We start from the raw sequence: 26,676 nt of genomic DNA, 5'->3' as shown, positions 1-26,676 counted from the left end.
CACGGTGAAGCGGGCGCTGCTGGTCGGGGTGGGCAGCTACGCCAACGAGGCGCTGCCCACCCTCGACTCCCCCGCCAGCGACCTGAAGGACTGGGCCCGGCTGCTGCGGGATCCGACGCTCGGTGCCTTCGACGACGTACGCGATCTCCTGGACGCCGACTCGTACCGCCTCCAGCTGGCCCTCTACGACTTCCTGACCAGCGCCGATCCGCACGATTTCCTGCTCGTCTACTACTCCGGCCACGGGCGGCTGCATCACGATCACCGGCTCTACCTCACCGCGACCGACACCGACCCCGACCGGCTCCCACCGACCTCGGTACCGACCGACGAGTTCCGGCACTGGGTCGACGAGTGCCGGGCCGGCGAACTGGTGCTGATCCTCGACTGCTGCCACGCGGGCGCCTTCGGTGACCTCAAACAGCGCGGCGGCCGTAGTCGCATCGTCGTGGTCTCCGCCGGGGCCACCGAGCTGGCCCACGAGGGCGACGGCCACAAGCAGCACGCGCTGCCGTCGGCGTTCTCCGGTCCGTTCCTGGAGGGACTGCGTACCGGCGGCGCCGACCGGGACGGCAACGGGATCATCAGCGTGCGGGAGGCGTTCGAGTACGCGGCCGTGCGCATGGTCGACCGGGAACGCCGGCAGACACCCCAGATGCGCGCCGCCGGGGTCGGTGATCTCATCCTCAGCAACGCGCCGCGCCGGCCCGAGCTGATCCCGGAGGACCTGCTGGCGCTCACCCGCAACCGGCTCGCCGCGGCCCGGGTGCTGGCCGTGGAGGAGTTGAGCAACTGGGCGTACGGCCACCAGCGCAGCCGGGAACAGTTGGTCGCCGCCTTCGAGACGCTGGAGACCCTGGAGCGGGATCCGGCGGAACGGGTGGCCGAGCGTGCCCGCCAGGCCCTGTCGGGCCGGCTGCGGGTCACCCGGGCCGAGATGGCGGAGGATCCCGGGCCGCCGGAGCCGCCGGGCGAGCCGGGCTGGGCGGCCGGCAGCACCTTCTACGAGGTAAACGTCCGGTTCTTCTACGACTCCGACGGAGACGGCCACGGCGACCTGCGGGGTGTCACCGAGAAGCTGGACTACCTGCGCCGCCTCGGCGTCGACTGCCTGCTGCTCAATCCGATCATGGCGGCACCGGCGCTGGGCGACGGTCGGGCGGCCGCCGACTTCGAGGCGATCGACGAGGGCCTCGGCGCCCCGTCGCACCTGCTGGAACTGCTCAGCCTCGCCCACCGGCAGGGGTTGCGGGTGGCGCTGGATCTGGTGCTCAACCACACAAGCGACAAGCACCCCTGGTTCCAGGCCTCGCGCAGCGACCCCGCCGGCCCGTACGGCGACTTCTACGTGTGGAGCGACAGCGACGAGGGTTACGCCGAGGCCGACGACCCGCTGGGCAGCCATGGCGCGGGGTGGACCTACGACAGTCAGCGCCGCCAGTACTACTGGCACCGCTACAGCCGGTCCGAGCCGGACCTGAACTACGACGCGCCCGAGGTACGCGCGGCGATGCGCGACGTGATGGCGTTCTGGCTCCGGCAGGGCGTCGACGGGCTGCGTCTGCTCACCGTCCCGTACCTGTTCGAGCGCAGCGGCACCTCAAGCAAGGGGCTCGACGAGACCCACGGCTACCTGCGCCAGCTGCGGTCCTGGTTGGACGAGACGTACCCGGACCGGATCCTGATCGCCTGGAGCGAGGACTGGCCGGAGGGGGCCGGTGCCTACTTCGGCACCACCGAGCACCCCGAGTGCCACCTGGTGATGTACGCCTCGCTGATGCCGAGCCTGCTGCTGGCGATGCGGCGGGAGGCGCACCGACCGGTGTCCCGGGTGCTGGCGCAGATGGGTGACCAGCCGCCCGACCGGCACTGGGCGGTGTTCCTGCGCAACGGCGACGAGATGTCGCTGGGCCTGCTGCACGAGCGGGAACGCGACGACCTGCTGCACGCGTACGCGCCGCTGGCCCGGATGCGGGGTGCGACCGGCATCCGACGCCGCACGGCGACCCTGCTCAACGACGACCGGGGGCAGTTGGAACTCGCCTTCGCCCTGCTGCTGTCGATGCCCGGCGTGCCGGTGCTGTACTACGGCGACGAGATCGGCATGGGCGAGAACCTGGCGTTGCCGGGCCACCTGGCGTTCAACACCCCGATGCAGTGGGCGCCGGACCGCAACGGCGGCTTCTCGGTGGCGCAGCCGGAGAACCTGCCGGCGCCTCCGATCCACGAGTCGATCTACGGCTACATGGCGGTGAACGTGGAGAACCAGCTCCGCTCGCGTTCGTCGCTGCTGCACGTCGTCGAGAAGATGATCGAGACCCGGCACGCCTGCCCGGCGTTCTCCCGCCCCGGTTGCCGCATCGTCCGCTCCACCAACCCGGCGGTGCTGGGGTTCCTGCGCGGTGAACCGGACGACGAGGTGCTCTGCGTGTTCAACTTCTCCCGCTACCCGCAGACCACGACGCTGACCCTGACCTCGCACGTCGGCCGCCGGCCCCGCGAACTGACCGGCGGTGCCGAGTTTCCGTGCGTGCCGGATTCGGGCGAGTACGACCTGGGCGTCGCCGGTCACGGCGTCTTCTGGCTGTCGGTGGCCGCGGGCCGCGACCCGGACACCGCGCTCACCCCGCCGGGGACCGCCGCGCGTCGGCGGGCCAGATGACGGTGGTGGGGATGCCCCGCTCGCGGGCCCAGCCGACGGTCCGGTCGGTCGACGCGTCGTGGCAGCCCGGTTCGCCGTCCCAGACCGCCAGCAGCCGCTGCACCCGCAGCAGCAGTTCCCGGTTGGCGGCCACGTAGGCGGCGGTGCCGGAGGTGCGGTGGCCGGTGTGCAGGACCCGGGTGGCGCGGCCCAGTAGCTCGTCGAAGGCGCCCCGGGCCGCCGGGGCGATGGTGTCCCGGTAGTCGGGGGCCGGCAGCACCACCTCGTACGTGCCGCCGCCGTCCAGGACCGCGCGGGCGAAGATCTGGTCGGTGCCCGCCGCCAGGCAGGTGACCCCGTGCACCGGCCGGTCGCTGATCCGGCGCAGTTCGAGGCGGATCGCCTCGGCGACCAGCCGTTCGGTGGCCGGGGTCAGGTTGATGTGGCCGGTGACCCCGACGCGGACCGGTTCCCGTTCAGGCGGCATCGGCCGACCCTCCCCGCTGGACGGGCACGCTGGGGCCCAGCCGGATCAACTCGAATCCGCTGTCGGACAGCACATCGGGCAACGCCCGGATCTCCTGCCGGTTCTGCTCCTTCGCCGCCGGCGACAGCTCGTCCCACGGCCGCAGCAGGTGATGTCGACGCCGGACGTCGTCGCGCGGCTCGCCGTACGTCCAGCCTTCGGAGCGCCGCTCCCGGCACCACCGCTCGTGTTCGAGTCGGGCCAACTGTTCGACCCGGTCGTCGATGGCCCGCCCGGCGGCCGAGGCGTCACCGGCACCACCGTGCCGGGGCGCCACCACGCAGCCCAGGTTCAGCAGCTTGGCGGCGATGTCCTGGACATGACTGCGGTTGGCGCGGCGCAGCGACTCCGGCAGCCGGGACCAGGGCACCATGGCGGGTGCGTCGCCGAGACGGACCCCGGCCCGCTGCTGGGCGTACAGGTACCGCAGGTGGATCTGTTGGGCGAGCCGTTCGGTGAGGTCCTCGGCGATCAGCCGGGCGTCGCAGGCGTGCGTCAGCACCGGGTACAGCCGCAGTTTGCCGTGCACCTCGTCGAGCAGGTCGTGGCGGACGTCGCCGTGGAAGGCGGCGGCGAGCGCGGCCTGCCGGTAGACCGGCACGAAGACGATGCTGCGCGCCCCGCGCCAGAGCGCGGGGGTGTCCAGCGCGAAACGCAGGCCGCTGATCTCGTCGGGGGCGCAGAGGTAGATACGGTCGTAGCCCTCGGCGGCGAAGTGTTCCAGGCCGACCAGCCCCGCGATGTCCCGGTCGTACCCGGTCAACCGGCAGACCTCGCTCAGGAACGGGTAGCGGGAGGTGGCCAGGGCAAGTTCGGCCCGGGCGTCCGGCGCCACCAGATCCACCCGCAGCCGGCGGTCGGGCCCACTCTGGTCGGCCTGGCGGGCCCGCCAGTGCCGGGCGGTCTCCACCAGCAGGGCCCGGCGGAAGCTGCCGCCACCGGCGATGAGGACCGTCGTCGGCCGGTCCGGGGCCGACGGCAGCGGATGGTGCCGGTGCAGCGCCCGGGCGGCGATGTCGTCGACGTGGAAGTAGTCCAGGCGCAGCCGGCTGGACCCGGCGGCACCGAGCCGCCGGGCCTGCAACGACAGGCACATCTCCGGGTCGTGGACCTGCACGTACACCCGGGGCGGGTGGCGTCGGTCCTGGATGATCCGGTTGGCGGTGTTGGCGATGGCGTGGTTGCGGTCGTCGTCGTCGGTGCAGGCGTAGACGGTGTGCGCCCGGGGCAGGCCGGCACCCCGCAGCACCTCCTCGTTCGTCGGGTCGCCGACGACGCCGAGGTAACGGCGTCGGCGGTACTCAAGCGGCCCGAACGGTTCGGAGCGTACGACCACCACCCGGTCGCCGTCGGCGTAGAGCCGGTCGGCCAGCATGTGCGCGAACTGGGAGTCGCCGCAGACGACCGCGTGGCCGCTGGCCCGTCGGGCCCGCCGCCGCCGGATCTCCGTGGCCAGCAGCAGCCGGCCGGCCTCGGCCACCGCCAGCAGGGTGAACAGCGGTGCCATGAACCGGGCCACCTGCAACTGCCACGGATAGGGACCGGGTTGCTCGAAGAGTTCGGCGCTGAGGAAGAACAGTTGCAGGTCGTAGTAGAGGATGTCGTACCGGTCCCCGATGGCCTCGGGGCGTACCTGCGACAGGCGTTCCAGGCCGACGTAACCGAGCACCGAGGCGACCAGGCCGATCACCCCGAACACGACCCGCAGCCACCACGCGGCGGGCCGGGCCGCACCGGGGACCGGCTGGGTCATCGCCCGGCTACCTGAACCCGCCGGCACCCCAGCCACCGGATTACGACCATGCGCGCCATGCTATTGGACAAAGTCGATCACCAGGGTCGGCGACGTGCCGGCCGGTCGGGCACTTTTCGCAGGTGACGCGGTTTCGTCGGAGTCGAGCTGTCGGGGTTCAGCTCGACATGACCCGGGCGTGCAGGTCGGTGACGACCTTGCGGGCGGACTCGAACGCCCCGGCCTGCCAGGCGATGTAGTGGCTGAGGTGGTCACCGGCGAAGTAGACCCGGCCGTCCGGCTCCAGCAGCCGGCCGTACTGTCCACTGGTGCGCGACGGCCACGACACCCAGCCGCCCTCGGAGTAGCGGGTGCGGTCCCAGGCCACCGAGAACGACGTCTCCAGCTCCGTCCGGTACGCCTCGCCGTGGATCTTCACACCCTGCGCGACCGCGCGGGCCTCCCGCTCGGCGGGCGTCAGCGCCGCGTACGCCTGGGCGTTGGCGCCGAAGTTGTAGTAGCCGACCACCACCCCCTTCGCCCCGTGGTAGCCGTAGGAGGGGTACCAGATCGTGGCGAGGTCCAGGTTGGTGTTGGTGATGCCGGAGTAGATGTTCTCGTCCTGCTCCCACCACCGTCGCCGGTACTGCAATCCGATCTTGCCGGTGGCGTTCGGGACCGGGTAGGTCAACGCGTCCCGGACCGGCTGGGTGAGATTCGACGGGATCTTGGCCAGCACCTGCGGTGGGATGGTGCAGACGCAGAAGTCGGCGGTGGCGGTACGCGGCCGGCCGCCCGGCCCGTCGTAGACCACTGTGACACCGGAGCCGGTGTTGGAGATCGAGCGCACCGCAGCGCCGTAGGTGATGAGCCGACGACCCACGGCCGCTTCGAGGGCGTACGCGATGCGGTCCATCCCGCCGACCGGCTGGAACATCAGCATCGCCTGGTCGTAGCCGAACTCGAAGGAGAAGTACCGGCCGATGCCGCTGGCCAGCACGTCCGTCAGCGGGTACGGGGTGAGTTTCGGGGTGCCCGCCTCGAAGCCGGCACCCGGCTCCACCAGGTAGCCGCGCCGGTTGGTGCCCGCGTACCGCCAACTGGCCGCCGGGTCGTCGACCACCCGGCCGCCGATCGCGCCGAAGCCGCGCAGGAACTCCAGCAGCCGTTCCTTGTCCTCACCGGTCAGATAGGTGTCGAGGGCACCCTGGTCGGTGGCCTTGGCGAGCAGTTCGGAGACGTACCCGTAGACGTCCGCCTTGGCCTCGCGGTGCCGGATCGGCCGGCCGGAGAGCGCTCCGGCGTTCTCGTTGACGTAGTAGGCGTCGGCGTTCTGGTTGCCGAAGATCTCGATCGGCACGCCGAGTTCCCGGCAGTAGTCGAGGGTCACCATGTGCTGGGCGATCCGGGCCGGACCGGCGTTGAGGTACTGGCCGTCGGCGAAGCGGGCCTGCTGGGTACGCCCGTCCAGGTCGGTCTCGGTGGTGCCGCCCCGCACCGTCCAGTTGCGTCCGCCGGGCCGGTCGCGCGCCTCCAGCAGCCGCACCCGGTACCCCGCCTTGCCCAACTCGTACGCGGTGGCCAGGCCGGCGATGCCGGCCCCGAGCACCAGCACGGACGTCGCCGACCGGCCGGTCAGCGTGAAGTCGGACCGGTTCGGCGCCCGGAACGGTGGCGCCGCCTGCGCGGCGGGCGCCAGGCCGAGCGCACCCATCGTCCCGTAGAGCACCCCGGCCCCGCCGGACACCCCGACTGCCTGGAGGAACTGTCGCCGCGTCGTCGGTATCGTCACCGCCACCTCCCGCACAAGATCGATGTCCGACGATCTCAACGACGGGTTTCAGCGACGCATCCCTCTTGTTACGCGTCGATCACCGGCCCGGTGCGGCGGCCGGTGATCGACGCGAACCGCTGGACACCGTCAGCGGTAGCCGGCAGCGATGATGTTGGCGTGCACGGCGTTCTCGGTGGCGTCGGAGGGATAGCCGGCGACCATGGCACCCTCGTAGAAGGTGCCGGCGCTGAGGTTGGCCCCGCCGTCGGGTTTGCAGCAGTCCCCACCACTGCCCAGGATGATCGCGCCCTGCTTCTTCATCGGGCTGTACCCGGGCGGCAGCGGTCCCTCGTAGAGCGTGTAGAGGCTGCCGGACTGGGCGTTGCTGCCCTTGATGGCGAAGCGGGTGGTGCCGTTGTTCTTCAGGGTGGCGGTGACGAACTTGTGGGGGAACGAGCGCTGGTTCGGGTTCCAGGACTGGCTGCCGCCGGGGAACAGGCCCCATTCCAGGTCCGCCTGCACCCACGGGCCGGTTCCGGAGCACCCGCCGAACCAGCACTGGGTGCTGAAGTTGATCGCGTCCATCGCGCCGGCCGCGTCGGCCTTACGGGTCGTCTCGCTGTTGCCGTAGTCGAAGCAGCAGCCGTTGTTGACGTGGGTGCCACTTGTCACCATGTACATGCCCTCCGGTGCGCTGCCGGTCGGCACGCCGGTCAGGTGGCCGTCGCGCCAGTAGCTGTTGCCCGGGTTGATGTACAGCGAGTACGCCTTGCTGCCCCCGACGGTAAGCGACTCGGAGGTGGCGATCGCGGGCCGGCTCTGCGGCGAGCCGGGGACGACTGTGGAGCCCTGGTACCACAGGTCGTTGCCCCGGCCGGACTGGTCGTAGATGACGGTGATCACGCACTGCGTGCCGGCGCAGAACGAGTCCTGCGTGGCCGCGTTGGCGGTGCCGCCGGTGGTCAACAGGCCGATCTCCCGGGTCGTGTTGTCCGACGAGCGTCGTACCTGGTAGAGGTTGCCGCCGTACGCGGCGTACAGCGCCCGGGTCGTGCTGTGGGCCGCCACGCACGCCGTACCGCCGGCCGCGTAGATGTCACAGGGCAGCGACCCGGCCGGCGGGGTGGGCGGCGGGCTCGTCGGCGGGGGTGCCGGCGAGGTCCACTGTTGGTTGGTGCCGCCGTGACAGGACCAGAGGATCATCTTCGTACCGTTGCCGGTGCCGGCGTTGTTGGCGTCCAGGCAGAGCCCGGACTGCACGCCGGTGATGGTGCCGTTGGCGTTGACGTTCCACTGCTGGTTCGTGCCGCCGTGGCAGTCCCAGATGATCACCTGGGTGCCGTTGCTGGTGCCGGCGCCGTTGGCGTCCAGGCACTTGTTGCCGTACACCTGAAGTTGCCTGCCGGCGGTGTAGGTCCAGGTCTGGTGGGCGGCTCCGGTGCAGTCCCACAGCTGGGTCTGGATGCCGTTGGTGGTGCTCGCGTTCGGCACCTCCAGGCACCGCCCGGACGCGACACCGGTGATCACGGCGCTCTGGCCGGGGACGATGGCCTCGGCGATTGCCGCGCCCGGCGCGGCGGCCGCGACATGGAGCTGCGGCGCCAGGATGGCACCGCCCATCACGGTGAGCACAGACGCGCCGATGGCCGCCAGTCGTCGGGGGCGATGGCGGCGACCTCTCGCAACGATCATGATGATCCTCCCGGGTGGTGGTGGAGGGCTGGTGCGACTCCCGGAAGCATAGAGGAACTTAAACATAATTGGTATGACGTCCGACGATCGTCGTCCTGATCAGCGTCGAGCCGCAGCCAGGTAGCTTCAGCGCGGCAACGGGTGGATCGGGGTGACGGTGGGGACGAAGGCGAGCACGTCGAAGCTGCCGGCCAGGGTGGGCAGTTCGTAGTAGTGGTCCTCGTCGTGCTCGGCCTGGTACAGACCGGAGATCAGCCGGGTCCGCCACGGCCGTCCGAGCCGGTCCGCGAGGCGCGCGGGAACGGCGGCGCGCAGGTCGATGATCCGTTCACCGGGGTCGAGGAGCAGCACCGCTTCCAGTGACGACGGGACGGGGCGCGGGATCTGTGTCGCGGGGAGCCGGCCGTGGCCGAAGGTGAGGTGGACGGCGGCGTATCCCTCCCCCAGGCCCGCCCTGAGGTGCGCGCCCATCATCACATCGCCGTGCCCCGCGACGTGGGCGCTGCCTTCCCAGAACACGATCCGGTCGCCGGTACGCCGCAGGTGATCGAGAAGTCGCCCGGCCGCCGCACGCTCTTCCGCTGCCGCGTCGTACCCGGCGCCGAGGGCGTGCGCGTGGAAGTCGACGATCGCCTCGATCAGCCGCAGTGCCTCGGCACGCCCCGGGCTGTCCGGTAGATCGGCGGCCAGGTCGCGGGCGGTGTGGGCGAGGTCGACGAAGGGTACGCCCGGGTGGGTGCCGTGCAGGCGTTGGACGTGCTCGCCGCTGTCGTGGGCGGTACGGATGACGTCGAAGATCCCGCCGATCCGCGCCGCCGTCGCCGGTTCCGCCGGGGCGAGCAGCGCCACGACCCGGTCGTAGTCGCCCGGCAGCGTACGTCGACCGTTGACGGCGATGACGCGTACCGGATCGTCGGGGTGACGCGCGTTGTGCCGGCGCAGCCGGACCAGCGCGTCGCGCATCTCGATCGTCCGCCACGGACCCCACGCCTGGCCGAGCGCCGCGTCCAGGTCGACGTCCTCGCCCCGGACGTACCGGTCGTAGAGGTCGCCGACCCGCTGGTTGTCCAGCAGGGCGACGACCCGGAAGCCGCGCCGAATCAACTCGTGGGTGGTCTCCTCGACCAGCCGGAAGGTCTCGGTGGCCTCCCGGGTGCTGGTGCCGAGACCGACGATGGTGGCCGTCTCGACGAGGGCGGCAAGTGTGCGGGCTGACGACGGGACCGGGGTTCGCAGATCACTCATACCCCGACGATCGGGGTTCAACATATGTTGAAGTCAAGGCCGCGAGGCGGTCACGTTCGCGGGCCGGTCACCGGGCCGGATCGTTCTGCCCGATCTCGCACAGCCTGGTGCCCGACTCCAGCGCCGCGAGTTGCGCCTTGAGGTTGCGTACCCGCTCCTCGACCTCGGCCACCAGCCGATGGGCGACACCCGCCCACTCGTCGGGCGTCGGATCGGCCGACAGGTCGGCGAAGAGGGCCGCGATCTCGCGGACACTCAGACCGGCCCGCTGGGCGAGTTTGGCGACCTGGATCCGGCACGCGGCGGATTCGTCGAAGCGACGTTGGTTGCCGGCGGTGCGTACCGCGGTGATGACCCCGTGGCTCTCGTAGAACCGGACGGCGGACGGCGCGACGCCACTGTCGACGGCGACCTCGCCGACGCTTAACGACCGAGGGGAACCCGCGAGCACTGTCATGGCCGCAGGATAGGCATGCGGGCGACTTGACTTCAACATATGTTGAACCTGCACGGTCTCGGACATGAGTGTTTCGACCGACCAGAACCGCAGCTTGTCCGCCGCCGCCAGCCTACGGGTGGCCGTGATCTCGGGCAGCGTCCGTAAGGACCGGATGGGGCCGACGATCGCCCGCTGGGTCGCCGCCACCCTGGACTCCCCTGCCGCACCGGACCCTGCTCCCGCCCTCGACCCCGCTGCCGACCTGGACCCTGCTCCGGTCGACCTGATCGACGTGGCCCAGGTGGAGCTGCCCGACGACAGCCTCCTCTATCCCGGCGGCGGGCCGAAGAGCGAGGTCGCCGACCGGATAGCCGCAGCGGACGCGTTCGTGTTCGTCACGCCGGAGTACAACCACAGCTACCCCGCCTCGCTGAAGCGCCTGATCGACTGGCACTACGGCGAGTGGCGGCTCAAGCCGGCGACCATCGTGGCCTACGGCGTGCACGGCGGGTACGCGGCGATCGAACACCTGCGCGGCGTACTGGCCGAACTCAGCGTGGTGACCACCCGCCGGGCCCTGGGCCTGCGGGTGCCGTGGACGGCCCTGGACGACCAGGGCCGCTACACACCGGACGGGGAGCTTTCCCGGGGCCTGACCGCGAGCCTGACCGAGCTGCGCTGGTGGGCGCAGGTGCTTGCCGACGCACGTCGGGACCGCCCCTTCACGACCTGAACGCGGAGCTGGTTTCCGGTCACAGCGGCGCGGGCCCAACTCAGCGATCACCCTCGCTCCCACCCTCGTCGACCGGGACGTCCAGCTCCGTGAGGAACGCCGTCGCCGCGGGGGTGAGGGTGGCCCGGTTCCAGATGAGGTGCTCGATCCGGGCCGGGGCGTCCCGTACGGGAATGGTGACCACGCCCGGCAGGTGCGGCGCGAAGTTCGACGGGAGCAGGGCGATGCCGAGCTGCCGGCGGATCAGCCGGGTCATCATGGAATCGACGGTGCTCACCTCGAAGGCGACCTCGCGGTGCACTCCGGCGGCGGCGAATGCCTGGTCGGACTGGGCCCGCCCGGCCGATCCGGCCGGCAGATCCACGAACGCCTCGGTGGACAGGCGGGCGAGGTCGACCTCGGCCTGACCGGCGAGCGGATGGTCGGGGGCGACCACGGCCACCAACCGGTCGTACGCCAGCCGCCGGGCGGTGACCCCTTCGGGCCGGGCGTTCACGGGGAGCCCGAGAAAGCCGATGTCGATGGCGCCCTCCTTGACCTGCTCGACGAGCTGTTCGCTGCCACCGACGCGCAGCCGGATGCGGACGTGCGGATACCGCCGGTGAAAGGCGTCAAGCGCGGCCGGGATGTCGACCGCCGCGACGGTCGGGATCATGCCGACGGTCAGCCGGCCCCTGATCTCGCCGACCGCCGAGGCGACCTCGGCGGCGGCCCGCTCGGCCGCGTCCAGGCACTGACGGGCCGCCGGGAGGAACGCCGCACCGGCCGGGGTCAGCCGCACCCGACGGCTGGTCCGGTCGAAGAGGCGGGCGCCGAGTTCCCGTTCCAGGCGGGCGATCTGATGACTGAGCGCCGACTGGACGACCAGACAACGCTCGGCGGCGCGGGTGAAGTTCCGCGTCTCGGCGACGGCCACGACGTACCGCAGCTGTTGAAGCTCCATTCATCAATCGTGGATCGTGATGGTTGGGCTGACAAGGATGTGTTGGACTCATGAATGCGAGTCGTCGATCCTGATTCGCGTGACGAACCTGTTGCCATCTCCGACCGCGGGCCGCCTCGCCGCCACCGCCACGACCGCCTTCGCACCAGCGGTGTGGGGCACGACGTACGTGGTCACCACCGAGCTGCTGCCGGCCGGCCATCCGCTCTTCGCCGGGCTGATCCGGGCACTGCCGGCGGGCCTGGCCGCACTGGCGATCGGCCGGGCGCTGCCACGCGGCAGGTGGTGGCTCAAGGCGGCGGTGTTGGGCGTACTCAACATCGGTGTGTTCCTGCCACTGCTGTTCGTCGCCGCCGAACGGTTGCCCGGAGGAGTGGCCGCCACACTCGGCGCGGTGCAGCCACTGGCCGTCGCGATCCTGGCCGTGGCCGTGCTGCACCAGCGCCCGTCAGCCTGGAGCTTCGCCTGGGGAATCGCCGGCGTCGCCGGGGTCGGGCTGCTGGTCATCGGCCCCGACGCAGACTTCGACGCGGTCGGACTGCTGGCCGGTTTGGGCGGCGCCGGTGCGATGGCGGTCGGGGTGACCCTCACCAAACGCTGGGGACGCCCCGAGGGCGTCGGCCCCACGGCGTTCGCCGGCTGGCAGCTCACGGCCGGCGGCCTGTTCCTGCTGCCGGTGACGCTGCTGTTCGAGGGGACGCCGCCCACCGTCGACGCCAGCGCCGCGCTCGGCTACCTCTGGCTCGGCCTGCCCGGCGGCCTGCTCGCCTACATCCTGTGGTTCCGCGGCATCGCCACGCTGCCGGTCACCTCCGTCGCGGTGCTCACCCTGCTCTCGCCGATGGTGGCGGCGCTGTTGGGTGCGGTGCTGCTCGACGAGTTGCTCACCCCGAGCCAGTCAGCCGGCTTCGTTCTCTGCCTCGCCGCGATCGTCGCCGGCCAGGTCAACCCGACACGCGCCACGGCCACCACCATGCGCACCAAGGAAAGGATCAACCAATGAAGATCACTGTGATCGGAGCAACCGGCATGGTCGGCTCGCGGGTCGTCCGCGAAGCCCTGGACCGAGGGCACGACGTCACCGCCGTCTTCCGGAGCCGACGACCGGCCGCCCTGCCGCCCGAGGTGATCGCCGTCAGGGGCGACGCCGCGGATGTCGACCAGATGAAGCGGCTGTTCACCGAAGCCGACGTGATCGTGGGCGCCACCCGCCCCGCGCCGGGCGCGGAAAGCACCGTCACCGCGACCACCCTCGCCCTGCTCGACGCCGCCGCCGCAACCGGGATCCGCATCCTGCTGGTGGGCGGTTCCGCGCCGCTGCGGAGTCCGTCGGGTGGGCTGGTGCTCGACGACCCCCGGTACGTGCCACCAGCGGTACGCGACATCGCCGCCGCGAGCGCCGCCCAACTTGACGTCTGCCGGACCCACGGCGCCGACTGGGTCTATCTAAGCCCACCCGCGCTGCTCGAAGCCGGGGTGCGTACCGGCGACTATCGACGCGGCGGCACCGCCCTCATGGTCGCCCCGGACGGCTCGTCCCGGATCTCGGCGGAGGACCTCGCCGTCGCCGTCCTCGACGAGGTGGAGCGGCCCGGCGAGGACCGCCACTTCGCCGTCGGCTACTGAGCGGACCGCTGCGCATGTCAGCCGGTGACCAGCGGGTCGTGGACCCGGCCGAGGAACAGCGGTACGCCGGTGACCCTGTCATGGATGACGTACAGGAACGGCCGGTTCACGAAGAACTGCGGCCCCTGCGGAATCGACGGTGGCCGGATGATGACCGCCGACGCGGCCGCCGCCTCGACACCCTTCTCGTCCACCCCGATGAACGTCTCGTGCACCACGTCATCGATGCACAGCGCCGGATCGGTGGTGCTCATGCCGGTGAAGTCGGCATTCTGCGTGAAAGCCGTGGGCATGCCGAGGCCACTCAACGCGGCACCCAACTGGGCCGGGAGGCGGAACGTCCACCGCGGCATCCGCAGCTGGATGTCGGTGAACTGGAAGCCGGCGAACAACGCGCTCAACCACGCCCCGTCGACGTTCGCCTCGACCGCGGCGAGGTTGTCCCGGGTCGGCATGACGATGGCCATGGCCAGTCCGTCGCCCGCGAGCGGCACGTCGACCGCCCGCCAACCGTCGCCCAGGACATGGCCCATCCGGTCGAACGGGCCACGCATCATCGGCACCTGGACGACGGTGCCGTCATCGCGGGTGAACGGTTCCTCCACGGTGGCCGACGCCCGGAAGGGGTAGTACCAGGCCGCCTTGAGGTAGGCCGTGTTGGTGAGCATCAAACTGGTGTCGGGGCGCACCGAGTCCGGGACCAACAACTCCGGGATCTTCGCGTTGGTCCGATCGGACACCCAGGCGTTGATCTCCTGGCGGGCCGCTTCCGGCGCGTCACGGAAGTCGACCGGGTGCGGGACGGCACCGTAGTAGCCGGCCAGGGTGTTCTGGAACCCGGACCGCAGGCCCAGATCGAGGCGGGTCCATACCGCGTTGGCCGTGGTCACCCGGGGCTGCCGCACTCCGTCGCCATCCTGGAACCGCTCGGCGAGCGACTGGTCGACGGTGTTCAGCCCGCTGTCGAGCGCGCCGGGTCGTGGATGCGGCGCGTGCAGCACGGCATCCATCTCGTCCGCCGTGGTCGAGCCGGCACCCGCCCTGGCCATCGCCAGCGCGATTTGGACCGAGTACGGCGCGCACACCACGTTGCCGCCGGCGTGGCTCGACGCGATCGTACGGTAGAGGTCGGCGGTGAAGCCGCGTACAGCTGTTGCGGCGGCCTGCATCGTGGCCGGGTCGGGAGGTATGCGTTCCGGGATGGTCGAGGTGGACGACCCGTTGAGCCGGGCGTGACCTGGGGTGGCGGTGAGGGCGACGGCGGCGAGCGGTACCGCCCCCAACAAAGATCGACGCGAGACCATGTCCCGACGGTAGTGCAGTGTTGCCGGGGCGTGACGGAGGAACGTCCAAAATGCATCGAAGTTCACCAATGTTCGTTACTTGCGTACGGCTTCAAGCACCCGGCGGCAGCAGAGTGACAGGACACGCGACGCCCAACCCGACGGCGGCCGACACAACAGCAGATGGGCTTTGCGACGACCCCGATCGCCGCGCCGAAGCGGGCATCGCCGCGATCGTCGGGTTCGCCACAAAGCCCGCGCTGGGCCTGCGGATCATCGAACGCGCTATCACCGCCGGCCTGCCGGCAAAGTGGGTCACCAGGTGCGGTGCGGCTGGAGTACTAGCCGAGTGGGACCCACTGGGATTCAGAACTCGGGATGCACCGCCCGCTGATAGAACCAGCCGAGGTGCTCGATCAGCTTCACGCGGGCCTTGGCGTCGGCGAGGACGTCCAGAGAAAATCCAGGGCGAAGGGCGAGCTTGGCCGCTGCGATCTTCACGCCGGGCAGCTGGTTCAATCGCTCGCGGAACTGCTGGCGGAGTGCGATGTCGTCGAACGGCGTCCGGATGCTCAGGTGCTGGAACACGATCTCGAACTTCCCGCTCGGGTAGATGGCTGCGGGCCAGATGTTGCCGAGTGCGTGGTCCTTGCCGCGGGCCATGAGGAAACATGATGTCTCGCCGCCGTTGCCGTAAAGCGGTCTGCCACCCATCATGGCCCAAGCCTCGATGACGGCAAGGCAACCGGTCACTACCTGCGCGTCCTGTAGGTCCGTCAACTGCTCGACAAACCGGTCATCGAGCGAGTCGTTACGACGGGAGCGCGGACGAAGCGGCTGGCCTGAAGCCTCCTGCTGCGGCATTCCGGCGAGCTGAGCGAGTTCCTCGACACCGAACCGCTGCGCCTGGATGGCCCGCCCGTGTTTGTCGAACTCGACGCCCTCGGCCCGCAGCAGGTCTCGCGGATCCTCGGTCCGGGACGGGTCGAGCCAGCGGAAATTCGGCGATGGAATGCCTTCGGCCTGCAGCACACGGTGCGCGTTCGGCGCAGGATGGTTGGCCAGCCGGGCACCGACCGGCACGGCATGGCTGCCGATCAGGGCGGCCACATCGCCGTACGCGGTCCAGGAGCCAGCGGGCAGGGCGGCAAGCGCCTTGTTCATGACGTCCCAAGGCACCTCAGACCGGTTCCCCGCCTCTTCAATAGGGCCCGGCCAGCAAGCGACGATCCGCTCGGCGAGTTCGGCCGCGCGGGCGTAGATCTCCGGGCGTCCCCAGCGCTTCTGCGCTGCGATGTCCCGGCTAAGCGAGATCCCACTCTTGCCCAGTTGGGTCCGCTTGACGAGGAAAGAGCTGTTGCTCAACTCGGCGTTGTACCCGGTGAGGGTTAGGTTGCCCAGCGTGTGGACCAGTCCCTCATGCACCTCGGCAACGCTTTCCTCGCCTTGCAGATCCTCACTCAGCATCGTGCGCCACTCGGTAGTCGGACTCTGCGGCAGGACGTGTTCGATGGTCAGCGATTCCGAGGCCACAGGCTCCTTGCTGCCGTACGACGCCTCCAACCACTGAAGCACCAGCTTGCGCTGCGTCGCGCGCCCGTTTAGATAAAATGGGATGTTTCGCACCGCCTCCCGGACGCTGGCGTCGGTGGCGTAGTACTTCCGGCCGACCGATAGGTACGCCCGCACCGCCTCGTCGACCGGTAGATCTCCGGGCATGTCGGTCACGATGCGCAGAAGAATCCGGTTGATGTTCGCGGTAGCCCGACCGATCAGCAGGCGCCGGACGAAGAAGCTCTCCACGTACAGCATCGCTGAGGCCACCTGCTCGGAAGAGGCTGTCCCCTGCTCGCGGCGATCCAACAGGTGCAACAGTAGTGGATAGACGGTCGTCGTGTCCCACGCGTTGAGCCGGGTCAGTCGACGCCGGACCTCCGGGTCGCCTTCCTCCCCGGGATGCAGGATGATGCGCAAGAGGGTGCCGAGCCGGCAGAACCGGCGTACCTCGGCCTCGATTTCCGCCTCGGTGTGCAATCCGTTGAGCCGCGTCTGTTGGCCGGTGTAGGTGTCGGTCTGCTTCACCTCGGGATGCCGGTGTACCAGGTCGAGCCAGAACAGCTGCTCGAGATCGCCGGAGTCCAGCTGCTTCTGCAGCGGCAACCACAAAGAGCCGTAGACGGCCTCGCCGCGGTTTGGTAGCCGCATGAAGAGGTAGTTCCGCAACAGGTCGGCCTGGGTGAGTTTGAGACCGGTGTTATTCAGCGACTCGAAGATGCGATAGACGTTGTCGCCAGCCTGTGCGACGACGGAAACCAGGGCCATACCCGAGATGACCGCGTCCTCGATGCGTTCGATGTCCATTGGGTCGTCCGGATCGTCGACGGCGGCGAGTTGGGCCGCGAAGAACCGGTACGCCGCGCCAACCTTGTCGCTGCCGCCCGCTTGGGGCGTCGCCTCCAGGCACGCCTCATAAGCGGCACGGTCGGCTTGCGTAGGAACAAGCTTCAATCGGTGAGCCGGCTTGAACTTGTTGATCAGATACTCCTGATCGATGCGATCCCGATGGTCTGGGCCCTCGTGCCGTGCCCGGTGATCGCGAATCGCACACAGCAGGATGGAGAGGGTGGTGAGCCGCTGCTGGCCGTCCACCACCAGGAACTCCGATACCGACGGGCCGTGCGTTGGGCTGGGCGCAAGCACCAGCGACCCAATGAAGTGCGTGAGATGCGGATCTTCGACGCGCTCCTCGGCGAGCTTGCGAATGTCGTCCCACAGACGTTCGAGCTGGGCTTCTGTCCACGAATACGTCCGCTGGTAAAGCGGCACCCGATACTGCTTCGCACCCTCCAGCAACTCCCGCAGTGTCGTCTCGTGTGCCGCGACCATGCAACTGGCTCCTCGCTCACTGTGATCTGCGCCTGAGCCGGCAAGACAACCAGAGCATGGATGGCCGGGCAACCTACGAAAGGCGCAAAACACCGCCCGGACCGCGCTGTCTACTGTCGACTTACCGACAGCCGACCGTGTTACCGCGCAAAGAGGTCTGCGATCGCGGCATGGACGTCGACCGAAGGGCCTACGGCGAGCCGAAGCGGATGCGGCAATGCAATCTGGCCACCACTATCGATAGATATGCCTGCAAACTGTAGTCACACAGGGTAGCTGTCCGAAATCCGACAGTAGTTCCCGACCTATTGGCTATCACCACCCTCAATATCCAGACTGGTGTATGGCTAGCTCAGACGGTACGCCAGACGGAAGCCGGCGCCGCCAGTCATCACCCCGGTCGCAGGTACGTGCGCCCGACGGCTTTTCCCCGTCACTGCAGCCGCTACTCGCACGGATCGCCGACCGACGTGTCGCTCGCAGCGAGGCAACCCTGCAGGCCGACATCCGGCAGCTTCTGCTGGCCGGCGACTTCGGGCTCTCCGATGCGCACCTCGACGACGTCCGTCTCGAGGCCCCGGCTGGCGGCGGCCGCCGCATCGACATCGAAGTCGGCTACACCATCATCGAGGTCAAGCGACGGCTACAAAGCGGGCGCTCGCTGTTGGAGGCGGAGCGACAGCTGGGCGGCTACGTTCGGTCGCGGAGTCTGGAGAGCGGCCAACGATACGTCGGCATCCTCACCGACGGTGCCACCTGGCGTGCGTACCAGCTGGCCGGCGATGCGCTGACCCTCATCGACACCCACACGGTCGCTGGCACCCGCCCCGATGGCTTGGCCCTCTTCTACTGGCTGGAAGGCGTGCTGGCGACGAGCCAGCGGGTCCGGCCAGCTCCCGCCGAGGTGGCTCGTCGCCTCGGCGCGCAGAGCACCTCGCACAAGTTGGATCGCGCCGCACTCACTGCGCTTTACGCGGAGCACGAGCAGCTGCCGACCGTGAAGCTGAAGCGGAAGCTGTGGGCGGAGCTCTTGGACAGCGCCCTGGGCACCCAGTTCGTCGACGACCCGGATCTGTTCGTCGAGCACACCCTGCTGATGAACAGCGCGTACATCATCGCGCACCTCGTCGTCGGTATCGACGCCCTGGAGTTGCAGCCGCGGGACCTCATCACCGGGCAACGGTTCGACCAGGCCCGCATCCTGGGCGTGGTCGAACACGACTTCTTCGGCTGGACCACCGAGGTGCCCGGCGGTCGCGAGTTCATCCAGGGACTCACCCGGCGACTGGCCCGGTTTGACTGGCTGCAGGCCGACCACGACATCCTCAAGGTGCTCTACGAGTCGATGATCGGAACCGAGACGCGCAAGCGGATGGGCGAGTACTACACCCCCGACTGGCTCGCGGAGCACCTCGTCGACACGGTCGTGACCGACCCGTTGCGGCAACGGGTGCTGGACCCGGCCTGCGGCTCCGGTACCTTCCTTTTCCACGCCGTACGCCGTTATCTCGCCGCCGCCGAGACGGCGGCCGTGCCGCTGGACGCCGCGCTGACGCAGCTCACCCATCATGTGGTCGGCGTCGACCTGCACCCCGTCGCCGTGGCGCTCGCGCGTGTGACCTACCTGCTCGCCATCGGCCACCAACGGCTGACTGACCAGCGGGGCGCCATCACCATCCCGGTCTATCTCGGCGACAGCATGCAGTGGCGGGAACGTCGCGACCTCTTCACCGAGGAGCACGTGCGGATCAGTGCCGGCTACAACGCCAGCGAGGTCGAGGAGTGGCTCCGTTTCCCGAAACGCCTGCTCGACGAGCCGAGCCGCTTCGACCAGATCGTCGCGAGGCTCGCCAGCATCGCCGCAAAGCCGCGAGATCGGGACAGCCCGCCGTCGCTAGCGGCCTTCTTCCATCAGATGGAGATCGGGCTGGACGACCAGCCGATGATTCGCGGCACCTTCGAGGCGATGTGCCGGCTGCATGACGAGGGTCGCGACCACATATGGAGCTACTACCTGCGCAACCTGGCCAGACCCGTCTGGCTCGCCATGGACGACAACCGGGTGGACGCTCTGATCGGCAACCCGCCGTGGCTCTCCTACCGCCAAATGCCTCCCGGAATGCAGGCGATGTTCAAGAAGCTCTCCCGTGACCGCGGGCTGTGGCGTGGAAATCAGTTCGCGACGCAGCAGGACCTCTCCGTCCTCTTCGTCGCCAGGGCCGTCCAGCAGTACCTCCGCGACGGTGGCGCGTTCGCCTTCGTCCTGCCCAACGCCGTGCTCGACCGCGAGCACTTCGAGGGCTTCCGCAAAGGCTGGTACAAGGACGAGGTCGAGCCGACGGCGGTTGCCTTCACCGACTCCTGGGACCTGCGGCGCCTGCGTCCCCACCCCTTCCCGCGGGGCGCCAGTGTGGTCTTCGGCAACAAGGCGGCCACACAGAGCCCTCGCGGCCTTCCATCGGTTACCGAGCGGTGGACGGGACGCCTTGGCACTGATGCCAGGAGGTGGAAACAGGCGGCGCCGTACATCCGCCGCGAGCGCGCCCCTCTGGGACAGGCGTTCCTCGCCGAGTCACCGTACAAGCCACACGTGCGCAACGGCGCGACCATCTTCCCCAAGATCTTGTTTTTCGTCGAGACTGATACTGGCGGTCGGCTCGGTCTCGGTGCCGGCCGCCACGCCGTCCGCTCGGCGCGCAGCAACCTGGAGAAGGCACCGTGGAAGGACCTGCCCGCGCTTGAAGGCGTCGTAGAGAGCGAATTCATTCGGCGCGTGCTCCTCGGCGAGAGCCTGCTGCCGTACCGGATCCTGCCAGCGAAGAAGGCAGTGCTTCCACTCAACGGCTCCACGCTGATGAACGGGCCTGCGTCCCGACTCGATTACTACTTCGGCCTCGCCGAGTGGTGGGGCAAGGCCGAGGCCACCTGGGAGGCACACCGCAGCAGCACACGGCTCACCCTGGCCGAACGCCTCGACTTTCATCGCGGCCTTACCGCCCAGTTCCCCGCACCGCCCTTGCGGCTGGCCTACTCCGCATCAGGGATGCACGTCGCTGCCGCGATTGTCGACGATCCGGCCGCAGTCATCGAGCACAAGCTTTACTGGGCTCCGATTGCCTCCTGGGAGGAGGGCCTATTTCTCTCGGCGATCCTGAACAGCACCCTGCTGACCGAGCTTGTCCGGCCAATGATGTCCTACGGCAAGGATGAGCGCGACATCGACAAGCACGTGTGGGATTTACCCATCCCCCGGTTCGATGACGCGGACGCGCTGCATCAGCGACTCGCGGATCTCGGACGGCAGCAATCTGAGGCTGTCTCCGCGCTGCACCTGACCGAGGGTGCGAACTTCGTGACGATGCGTCGGCGGGTTCGTGCCGAACTCGCGCTGCACCCGGCCTCGCCGGAGATCGAAGCAGTCGTCATGGAGATGCTCGGTTGATGGACGCCCGTCAGTAATCTGTCCTGACACTCCCTGATGGAGGACCGAGTGGTCAGCAACGCTTCCGCAGCTGGGCCGAGGGAACGGCCGATCCTGCTCAGGCACATCGGATCGTGAACGCCGGGGGCGGCGACTACGCCTTCACTGATCTTCGCAAGACGGATCTCGGCGGCGTTCAGAGCCGGCAGTTCCGCCTCTTCACGCCAATACGGCGGGACCGGATGCGCCTGCCCACCTCTCTGCCTGAGTTCGCGGGGTTGCGGCATGTGGCCAACCTGTCCGACAGCCCGGTGACGGTGGGGGCGGAGCTCGGCGGGCACTGGTCGGAGCACAACCTGGCCGCCATCACGCACGTCGCCGCATGCAACCTTCGCTGTTCCTACTGCTATGTCGACTATCGCCATCTGGCCGGTCGCGACGCCTTCATTACTAACGCCGACGGGGTGGTGGACGAGTTCATCGCGCTCAGGCGTACGGCTCAGGATGCCCGTCAGCAACTCAGCCTGTTGCGGGTCAGCGGCGGAGAGCCGCTGCTCGCACCCTCCCTCGTGATCGAGATCTACCGCGCGTTGGCCGCCCGGGGTCTGCTCGACTCCGTCGTCCTCAAGGTGGAGTCGAACCTCTCCGCCCTGCCATACGCCTGGCATCAGAGCGGACTTCGGCTTTCCGCAGCCGAACGCGAGGAACTGCGGCGGGTCAAGGTGCACACGACGATCCATCATCCGCCCGACAGCAGCGACTGGCCTGCCATCCTCGACGGGATCGCCCTGGCCCTCGAGCTTGGCTTCGATCTGTTTCCGGCGGTCGGCGCCAACGACTGGACCGAGGAACAACTCGACATGAGCTTTCACGAGCTGGCCCGGATCAGCCCGGGGCTCCCTCGGCGACTCGCGGTGCGCCCCTTCCACCTGGACTATCCCGCTCTGGCAGACCGCCGGAGGCTGCCTCGACCGGCCGAATCCGAAGCGCCTTCGATGGTGTGGGAGAAAATTCTGCGGCGGCACGCCGATGTCGGGTATCTCGACGAACCTCGACATCTGGTACCGCTCACCTAAGCGCGAATACCGACCACCCGATTGGAGGATCGATGCCGGAAATCGAGGCAGTCACGATATGCAGCAGCTCCAAGTTCTACGACACAGCCCGGCTTGCCGAGGCAGCGTTTCGCGAGCTGGGCATGACCGTCTACACGCCGCGCTACGACTTTAACGAACAGCATGTGCGGGTCGACGAGCGGGACAAGGTCCAGCTCACCCGTGATTTCCTGGCGAAGATCGCGAGATCGGACGCGATCTTCGCCGTAGCCAACGGCGGATATGCCGGCGTCAGCGTGTGCATCGAGGTCGGCTACGCCGTGGGGCACGGCAAGGTGGTGTGGTTCTCCGAGCGGCCAACTGAGTTCGCACTCCGGGCGCTGGTCGACGCGGTGATCCCGGTCGAGGAGATCGGCCCAGGGTTGCGATCGGCTGCCAGGGCCGAAGTGGCGGGCCGGTCGCGGTGATCCTCGCGGTGCCCGCCTCCTCGAGCCGGCTGTTCGGCCCGGTCGCCGAGTTCGTCGGCAGGCGGTTCGCCGGCCGGGACGAGGCTCACCCGAGGTCGCTGTGGCACCGCCTGGGCGCGGACTCACTCGTCCAATGCCGGGGCTTCGACATACCGGATCTCGTCGCCTCAGGAACCGTCGACGTCGGCATCACCGGCTACGACGTGTGCGTCGAATGGTGTCTCGCGAACGACCAGCCGCTCGCGCTCCGCGCGCTGCCGCCAGCCCGGACGTCGTTCGTCACCTACTGCACGGTCGCCGGCCGGATTCCGCGCACGATCTACACCGAATACCCGGCTATCACCCGGGCGTGGCTCGCCGCGTGCGCGAACCCACGACCAATGCGAATCGTACGGCTGCACGGGGCCACCGAGGGCGTCATCCGCGCCGACGACAACGGCGCCGGAGTGTTGCTCGTGACGTCGGGTCAAACCCTGGCCGCGAACGGACTCGACGTGGAGGTTCCGCTTCTGGCCACCGACGTGTGCGTCGTGACCCGTAACCCGTCTTGCCGCGGGGGAACTCTGATCAACCTGCTGGCGCTGCCGGTGCTGCCTCTGCCGAGTTTCTGCGAAGCGATGGCAACGAGCGAGCCGATCCAGCGGCAAACGAGACGGAGGACGAAGTCGGTGACGCGGGAATCGTCAGGGGGGCCATCGCGTGGAGCTTGAGGTGGCTACTGTCGCGTCCGGCTGGCACGACGTGCTGTCGGTCTTCTCCCGAGGCGAGCCTGCGCGGGTCACGACGCGGCACGGAATCTGCTTCGACATTCCGGGGCTCACCGTCTGGCTGCGGAACCCGGCGGACCTAACCCCGCCGCAGGGCTACCTGTACCCGGAACTCATCAAGGACTACCGCGACCGGATCTTCGGCGACCAGCGGGAATCGTCGCTGCTGTACCAGCGGCTGCGGGGTTGGGTCACGGCGGACGGCTCGCCGATCGACCAGTTGGAGCAGGCCACCGAAATGCTCCGACAGGACGAGCACAGCCGGTCGGCGGTCTTCTCGATGTGGCGGCCGGAGGAGGACCTGGGCGGACGCTTCCCGGTGTCGCCGGTCGGCGGTGCTCTCCGGATCGTCGGCGACGACCTTGTCCTCTTTCTCACCGCCCGCAGTGTCGACGTCTGGGTCGGGTTCGTGCCCGAGTTGTTGACCTTCGCGCAGCTGACCTCCGACGCCGCTCTCACTCTCGGGCTGCGCGGCAGCAAGGTCTGTTACCACTCGTGGAGCATGCACCTGTACGAGGTGGACTACCTCACCTATCTGGCGGGGGCGCGATGACCCGGTCACTCACTCTGCTGGACAGCGGCCTCGTCGACACGCACACCATCGACAAGGTGCTGCAATCGGTCGTCTTCTTCTCCGACCGCGTCGTACTTCGCGCTTCCTTCGAGGTTCCGGCCGCGTACCGGGAGCGGGCCGCCGAGATCAATCGGCGGGTTGACGAGCTGCGGGAGGCTGGGCTCCTGGGGCTCTGGGGCCACGAGTACGAGGTCGACGACGGTGGCCGGGTGCGCTTCGGTCAGGGCGCGAAGCGGGGACGCCGTGCTGACCTGGTCATCGCGCAGGGACAGATGCGCGAGAGCCTGACCCGGATGGACGAGGTGATGCGGGCGATCCGGCAGGAGGCGTATCGCCGGACCGAGACCGACACGCGCACGTTGCGGAAGGGTGCGGCGGAGATCGTCAGCCTGCGCAACCACATGGCCTCCCTCATCATCTCCTCCGAGCTGCGGCAGGACGGCATGCTGTCCAATCCGGCGGTGAAGGCCCAGCTCACCCGGAGCCTCGGTCGGCCGCAACCGCAACGCTTCGAGGCCGCGGTAGTCCGGGAAGTGCTGGGGCAGCTTCAGATCGGCTCACTCGACCAGCTCAGCGTCGATCAGATCGTCGAGTCGCGCCGCTACAACGCCGGCTTTCGGAGCTTGCTGGACGAGTCATTGCTCGCGCTGTCGCGGGGCCTCGACCCGGTCCTGACACCGGAGGCGACAGCGCGTGAGTTGACCCGCCGCTACCGCGAGACGATCGCGGAATTCGCCCGGCCGCACATCGCTGGTCAGGTCGCCCAGGAGGTGGTGTGGGATGTCGTCGGCGCCACTGTTCCGTCGACGGTCGTCTTCAAGTACGGCCTCCGAGCGCTCACTTGGCGGAAAGCAGCCCAGCGCGCCAAGCCCTTCCTGCTGTTGATGCACCTGGAGCGAGCTGCCAGGCGGCAGCCTTGAGCCTGCTCACCTGACCGCAGCGTTGGTGTGCGCGGGTGGGTCGAACTGCGCGAAGGCGTCCTCGATGTCGGCGAGTGCGCGGTGTGCCGAGCGCGGCAGGAGGTGGCGGAGATGCCACATCGCGATCGGCACACGGTTCCCGGTCGCGGCACCGCCGGCCGGCGTCCCGGCTGCGGCGAACGACCACACGAGCACCAGGGCCAGAGCGTACGCAGTGTCCGGGATGTCGAAGCTGAGGTCGAACCAACCTCGTGCCTGCTCGGGCATGAGGAAGGTGCTGCCGTCCCGGCGAGCCTCGACGAGCCTGCCGGCCAGCGTCACCATGTTGTGGCCCGGCTCGTTGTCCGCGACTCTCCACGTGATATCGAACATCGAAGCGAGCGTCGTCGCCGCCTCGGTGATCGCCATGCACTCGCTACGGTCGAGGTGCCGTCGCCGGCGGAGCAGCCTCATGCCGCAGGTTTCCCGGACAGACGTTGCTCCAGCATGGGGGGACCTTCCCACGAGGCGCGGCGTCGTTCAAGAACCGAAGGTCCCAGCTCAGCCGAGGGTCCAGCCCTAAATCTCGATCACTGCGTTCGGGTCCGCCCAAACGGAGCGCAGTTCCACGATATTGTTGAGGGGAGAGCTCTTGGCTACCTCGACGATCCCGGTGACGCAGGCGTGGATGGTTTCTGCGTCGCGATCCTCGATAGCCTTGTCGAGCCTCGCGAAGAAGGCTCGATGCAGTTCACGACGCTCGTTGAAAACGCGATCGAGGTAATCCCGCAAGCCTTGACTCGCGGCGCTGATTCTGGCGATCTCCTTGTCGCGCTCGGCTACGATTCTAGCCCGCTCTGTCATGTTCGCGTCGATACGCTTGGCAACATCGACCATCGCCATGAGGTACTGGGCGGCGTCTGCTGTCGTGGCCATCCGGCCCACCGCTTGAAAGACCAGGTTCGGCCGGGCGTCAGACATTGGCGTGCTCCGGGTTGTAGTTGCGGTACTTGACAACCAGAAATTCACCATCGGGATCGAGCGTCAGATCTGGATTCACGACGGGCGCTGCGCCGACTTCGCCGACACCCTTCACGACGAGGAGCGCCGCTTGGAGGCGATGTGCATGATCATCGTTGTCGAGGTTAAATCCGCCGGGCTCGCGCTCAGCCTGTTCCAAGCGGTCGATCGCTTCGTCTGCGCGACACACGAGCCCCGCCAAGATTTCCTCAATCTCGCCGACCCGCTCGTCAACACCGCGAAACAGCTCGTTGCGGTGGTTGTACTTGGCGATTGCTTCCTTGACCTCTGCGTCGTGCTTAGCAACTGCCTTGTCGGCGTCAGACTTCGACTTGATCATCAAGCCGACGCTGAGCGCAACCGCCGGGATCGCGGTGATGATGTTGAGCCGGAGTACGCCCGCCGCGATGCCCCCGCCTCCCGCGACCTTGGCGCCGCCTCCAATCGCCGCGAGGGTTGCGTTTTGTGCCGCTGCGCCGCTCAGAGTTTTGATCGCGGCTCCGGTAGATGCCGTAGCTACCTTCGCCACGGTTGCATAGGCGGCACCACTCAGGCCACCTCCGGTGACGGCCGATACAATGCCGTTCATCGCGGCCACGATTTCGCCAGGACCGGAGACGTCAGGCGATGCGTCGACCTCGCGTTTCTCGGGCGCTTCGCCGTCATCGATGATTCGGCGTTCACGCATCCGCAACTGGCGCTCGTTCCGTTCGGCAAAGGCTTTGATCCGGGGCATCGCAGTGTCGAGGGCGGATTTTTGATGCCCACCCAGGGTTCTCAGCTTCGCAGAGGTGGACTCTGCGGCGGCTCGGTGCTTCGCGTGCTCATCATCGTGGTGGGCCTGCAGGTCTTCCATCTTCTTCTTCGCCTGATTGGCGATAACCTTGTTTCCTACCACGTTGGCGACCGTACTTCCCACGGCAACGGCCACGAGAACCACAGGAAAAGGCATG

General features: G+C 68.6%; 22 protein-coding genes. 10 read left to right on the top strand and 12 right to left on the bottom strand.

Features of this window, described 5'->3' with window-relative positions:
* Nucleotides 1-4: 4 nt before the first annotated feature.
* Nucleotides 5-2,662: an alpha-amylase family glycosyl hydrolase gene (locus AB0J93_RS16170; protein WP_363922476.1), complete on the top strand. Its 2,658-nt coding sequence runs from the start codon at nucleotides 5-7 to the stop codon at nucleotides 2,660-2,662.
* On the opposite strand, the gene AB0J93_RS16165 is transcribed toward AB0J93_RS16170, so the two are convergent.
* From AB0J93_RS16165 to AB0J93_RS16140, 6 genes are all read right to left on the bottom strand, one after another.
* Complete coding sequence (locus AB0J93_RS16165) at nucleotides 2,622-3,128, bottom strand: hypothetical protein (protein ID WP_363922474.1); 507 nt, start codon at nucleotides 3,126-3,128, stop codon at nucleotides 2,622-2,624. The two genes, AB0J93_RS16170 and AB0J93_RS16165, sit on opposite strands and share 41 nt — an antisense overlap.
* Nucleotides 3,118-4,920 (bottom strand): RyR domain-containing protein, encoded by a 1,803-nt coding sequence (locus AB0J93_RS16160; protein WP_363922472.1) that lies wholly within the window; start codon nucleotides 4,918-4,920, stop codon nucleotides 3,118-3,120. Before AB0J93_RS16160 ends, AB0J93_RS16165 begins: the two co-directional genes overlap by 11 nt.
* Nucleotides 4,921-5,077: 157 nt before the next feature.
* The gene (locus tag AB0J93_RS16155; RefSeq protein ID WP_363922470.1) at nucleotides 5,078-6,691 is read right to left on the bottom strand and encodes a flavin monoamine oxidase family protein; all 1,614 of its coding nucleotides are present in this window, start codon (nucleotides 6,689-6,691) and stop codon (nucleotides 5,078-5,080) included.
* Between the two features lie 129 nt (nucleotides 6,692-6,820).
* Complete coding sequence (locus AB0J93_RS16150; RefSeq protein WP_363922468.1) at nucleotides 6,821-8,365, bottom strand: arabinofuranosidase catalytic domain-containing protein; 1,545 nt, start codon at nucleotides 8,363-8,365, stop codon at nucleotides 6,821-6,823.
* Between the two features lie 126 nt (nucleotides 8,366-8,491).
* Nucleotides 8,492-9,610, bottom strand: a complete 1,119-nt coding sequence (locus tag AB0J93_RS16145) for an erythromycin esterase family protein (RefSeq protein ID WP_363922466.1) — start codon at nucleotides 9,608-9,610, stop codon at nucleotides 8,492-8,494.
* Between the two features lie 67 nt (nucleotides 9,611-9,677).
* Entirely contained in the window at nucleotides 9,678-10,067 is a 390-nt protein-coding gene (locus AB0J93_RS16140) for a MerR family transcriptional regulator (protein WP_363922464.1), read from the bottom strand.
* Between the two features lie 64 nt (nucleotides 10,068-10,131).
* On the opposite strand from AB0J93_RS16140, the gene AB0J93_RS16135 reads away from it, so the two are divergent.
* A complete protein-coding gene (locus AB0J93_RS16135; protein ID WP_363922462.1) occupies nucleotides 10,132-10,782 on the top strand; it encodes an NAD(P)H-dependent oxidoreductase in 651 nt (216 codons plus the stop codon).
* Between the two features lie 40 nt (nucleotides 10,783-10,822).
* On the opposite strand, the gene AB0J93_RS16130 is transcribed toward AB0J93_RS16135, so the two are convergent.
* Nucleotides 10,823-11,725: a LysR family transcriptional regulator gene (locus AB0J93_RS16130; RefSeq protein WP_363922460.1), complete on the bottom strand. Its 903-nt coding sequence runs from the start codon at nucleotides 11,723-11,725 to the stop codon at nucleotides 10,823-10,825.
* Nucleotides 11,726-11,804: 79 nt separating this feature from the next.
* On the opposite strand from AB0J93_RS16130, the gene AB0J93_RS16125 reads away from it, so the two are divergent.
* Both AB0J93_RS16125 and AB0J93_RS16120 read left to right on the top strand, forming a co-directional pair.
* A complete protein-coding gene (locus tag AB0J93_RS16125; protein WP_363922458.1) occupies nucleotides 11,805-12,728 on the top strand; it encodes an EamA family transporter in 924 nt (307 codons plus the stop codon).
* Nucleotides 12,725-13,351, top strand: a complete 627-nt coding sequence (locus AB0J93_RS16120) for an NAD(P)H-binding protein (RefSeq protein WP_363922456.1) — start codon at nucleotides 12,725-12,727, stop codon at nucleotides 13,349-13,351. The genes AB0J93_RS16125 and AB0J93_RS16120 overlap by 4 nt, the downstream gene beginning before the upstream one ends.
* Nucleotides 13,352-13,368: 17 nt before the next feature.
* Here the strand turns inward: AB0J93_RS16120 and AB0J93_RS16115 are convergent, their stop codons facing one another.
* Both AB0J93_RS16115 and AB0J93_RS16110 read right to left on the bottom strand, forming a co-directional pair.
* Nucleotides 13,369-14,655 (bottom strand): serpin family protein, encoded by a 1,287-nt coding sequence (locus AB0J93_RS16115; protein ID WP_363922454.1) that lies wholly within the window; start codon nucleotides 14,653-14,655, stop codon nucleotides 13,369-13,371.
* 345 nt (nucleotides 14,656-15,000) lie between these two features.
* Entirely contained in the window at nucleotides 15,001-17,520 is a 2,520-nt protein-coding gene (locus AB0J93_RS16110) for a DUF262 domain-containing protein (RefSeq protein ID WP_363922452.1), read from the bottom strand.
* Nucleotides 17,521-17,863: 343 nt separating this feature from the next.
* On the opposite strand from AB0J93_RS16110, the gene AB0J93_RS16105 reads away from it, so the two are divergent.
* The 6 genes from AB0J93_RS16105 (at nucleotide 17,864) to AB0J93_RS16080 (ending at nucleotide 24,724) form a co-directional block, all read left to right on the top strand.
* Nucleotides 17,864-20,962: an N-6 DNA methylase gene (locus tag AB0J93_RS16105; protein ID WP_363922450.1), complete on the top strand. Its 3,099-nt coding sequence runs from the start codon at nucleotides 17,864-17,866 to the stop codon at nucleotides 20,960-20,962.
* A gap of 113 nt (nucleotides 20,963-21,075) precedes the next feature.
* A complete protein-coding gene (locus AB0J93_RS16100) occupies nucleotides 21,076-22,017 on the top strand; it encodes a radical SAM protein (protein WP_363922448.1) in 942 nt (313 codons plus the stop codon).
* 32 nt (nucleotides 22,018-22,049) lie between these two features.
* Nucleotides 22,050-22,463, top strand: coding sequence for a hypothetical protein (locus tag AB0J93_RS16095; protein ID WP_363922446.1), 414 nt, complete (start codon nucleotides 22,050-22,052; stop codon nucleotides 22,461-22,463).
* Nucleotides 22,460-23,173 carry a hypothetical protein gene (locus AB0J93_RS16090; RefSeq protein ID WP_363922444.1) on the top strand — a complete coding sequence of 238 codons (714 nt, stop codon included), beginning with the start codon at nucleotides 22,460-22,462 and terminating at the stop codon, nucleotides 23,171-23,173. Before AB0J93_RS16095 ends, AB0J93_RS16090 begins: the two co-directional genes overlap by 4 nt.
* A 1-nt stretch (nucleotide 23,174) precedes the next feature.
* Nucleotides 23,175-23,783, top strand: a complete 609-nt coding sequence (locus AB0J93_RS16085; RefSeq protein ID WP_363922442.1) for a thymidylate synthase — start codon at nucleotides 23,175-23,177, stop codon at nucleotides 23,781-23,783.
* Nucleotides 23,780-24,724 (top strand): hypothetical protein, encoded by a 945-nt coding sequence (locus AB0J93_RS16080; RefSeq protein ID WP_363922440.1) that lies wholly within the window; start codon nucleotides 23,780-23,782, stop codon nucleotides 24,722-24,724. Before AB0J93_RS16085 ends, AB0J93_RS16080 begins: the two co-directional genes overlap by 4 nt.
* A 6-nt stretch (nucleotides 24,725-24,730) precedes the next feature.
* Here AB0J93_RS16080 and AB0J93_RS16075 read toward each other — a convergent pair whose 3' ends face one another.
* The 3 genes from AB0J93_RS16075 to AB0J93_RS16065 form a co-directional block, all read right to left on the bottom strand.
* Nucleotides 24,731-25,132: a hypothetical protein gene (locus tag AB0J93_RS16075; protein WP_363922438.1), complete on the bottom strand. Its 402-nt coding sequence runs from the start codon at nucleotides 25,130-25,132 to the stop codon at nucleotides 24,731-24,733.
* 150 nt (nucleotides 25,133-25,282) lie between these two features.
* Complete coding sequence (locus tag AB0J93_RS16070; protein WP_363922436.1) at nucleotides 25,283-25,684, bottom strand: hypothetical protein; 402 nt, start codon at nucleotides 25,682-25,684, stop codon at nucleotides 25,283-25,285.
* Nucleotides 25,677-26,675, bottom strand: coding sequence for a hypothetical protein (locus AB0J93_RS16065; protein ID WP_363922434.1), 999 nt, complete (start codon nucleotides 26,673-26,675; stop codon nucleotides 25,677-25,679). Before AB0J93_RS16065 ends, AB0J93_RS16070 begins: the two co-directional genes overlap by 8 nt.
* Between the last annotated feature and the right edge of the window lies 1 nt (nucleotide 26,676).

Origin of the sequence: Micromonospora sp. NPDC049374 (assembly GCF_040677165.1) — a bacterium.
Taxonomy (GTDB): domain Bacteria; phylum Actinomycetota; class Actinomycetes; order Mycobacteriales; family Micromonosporaceae; genus Micromonospora.
Note: the sequence above shows the minus strand (reverse complement) of the source record. Positions and strands in the feature narration are given on the sequence as shown.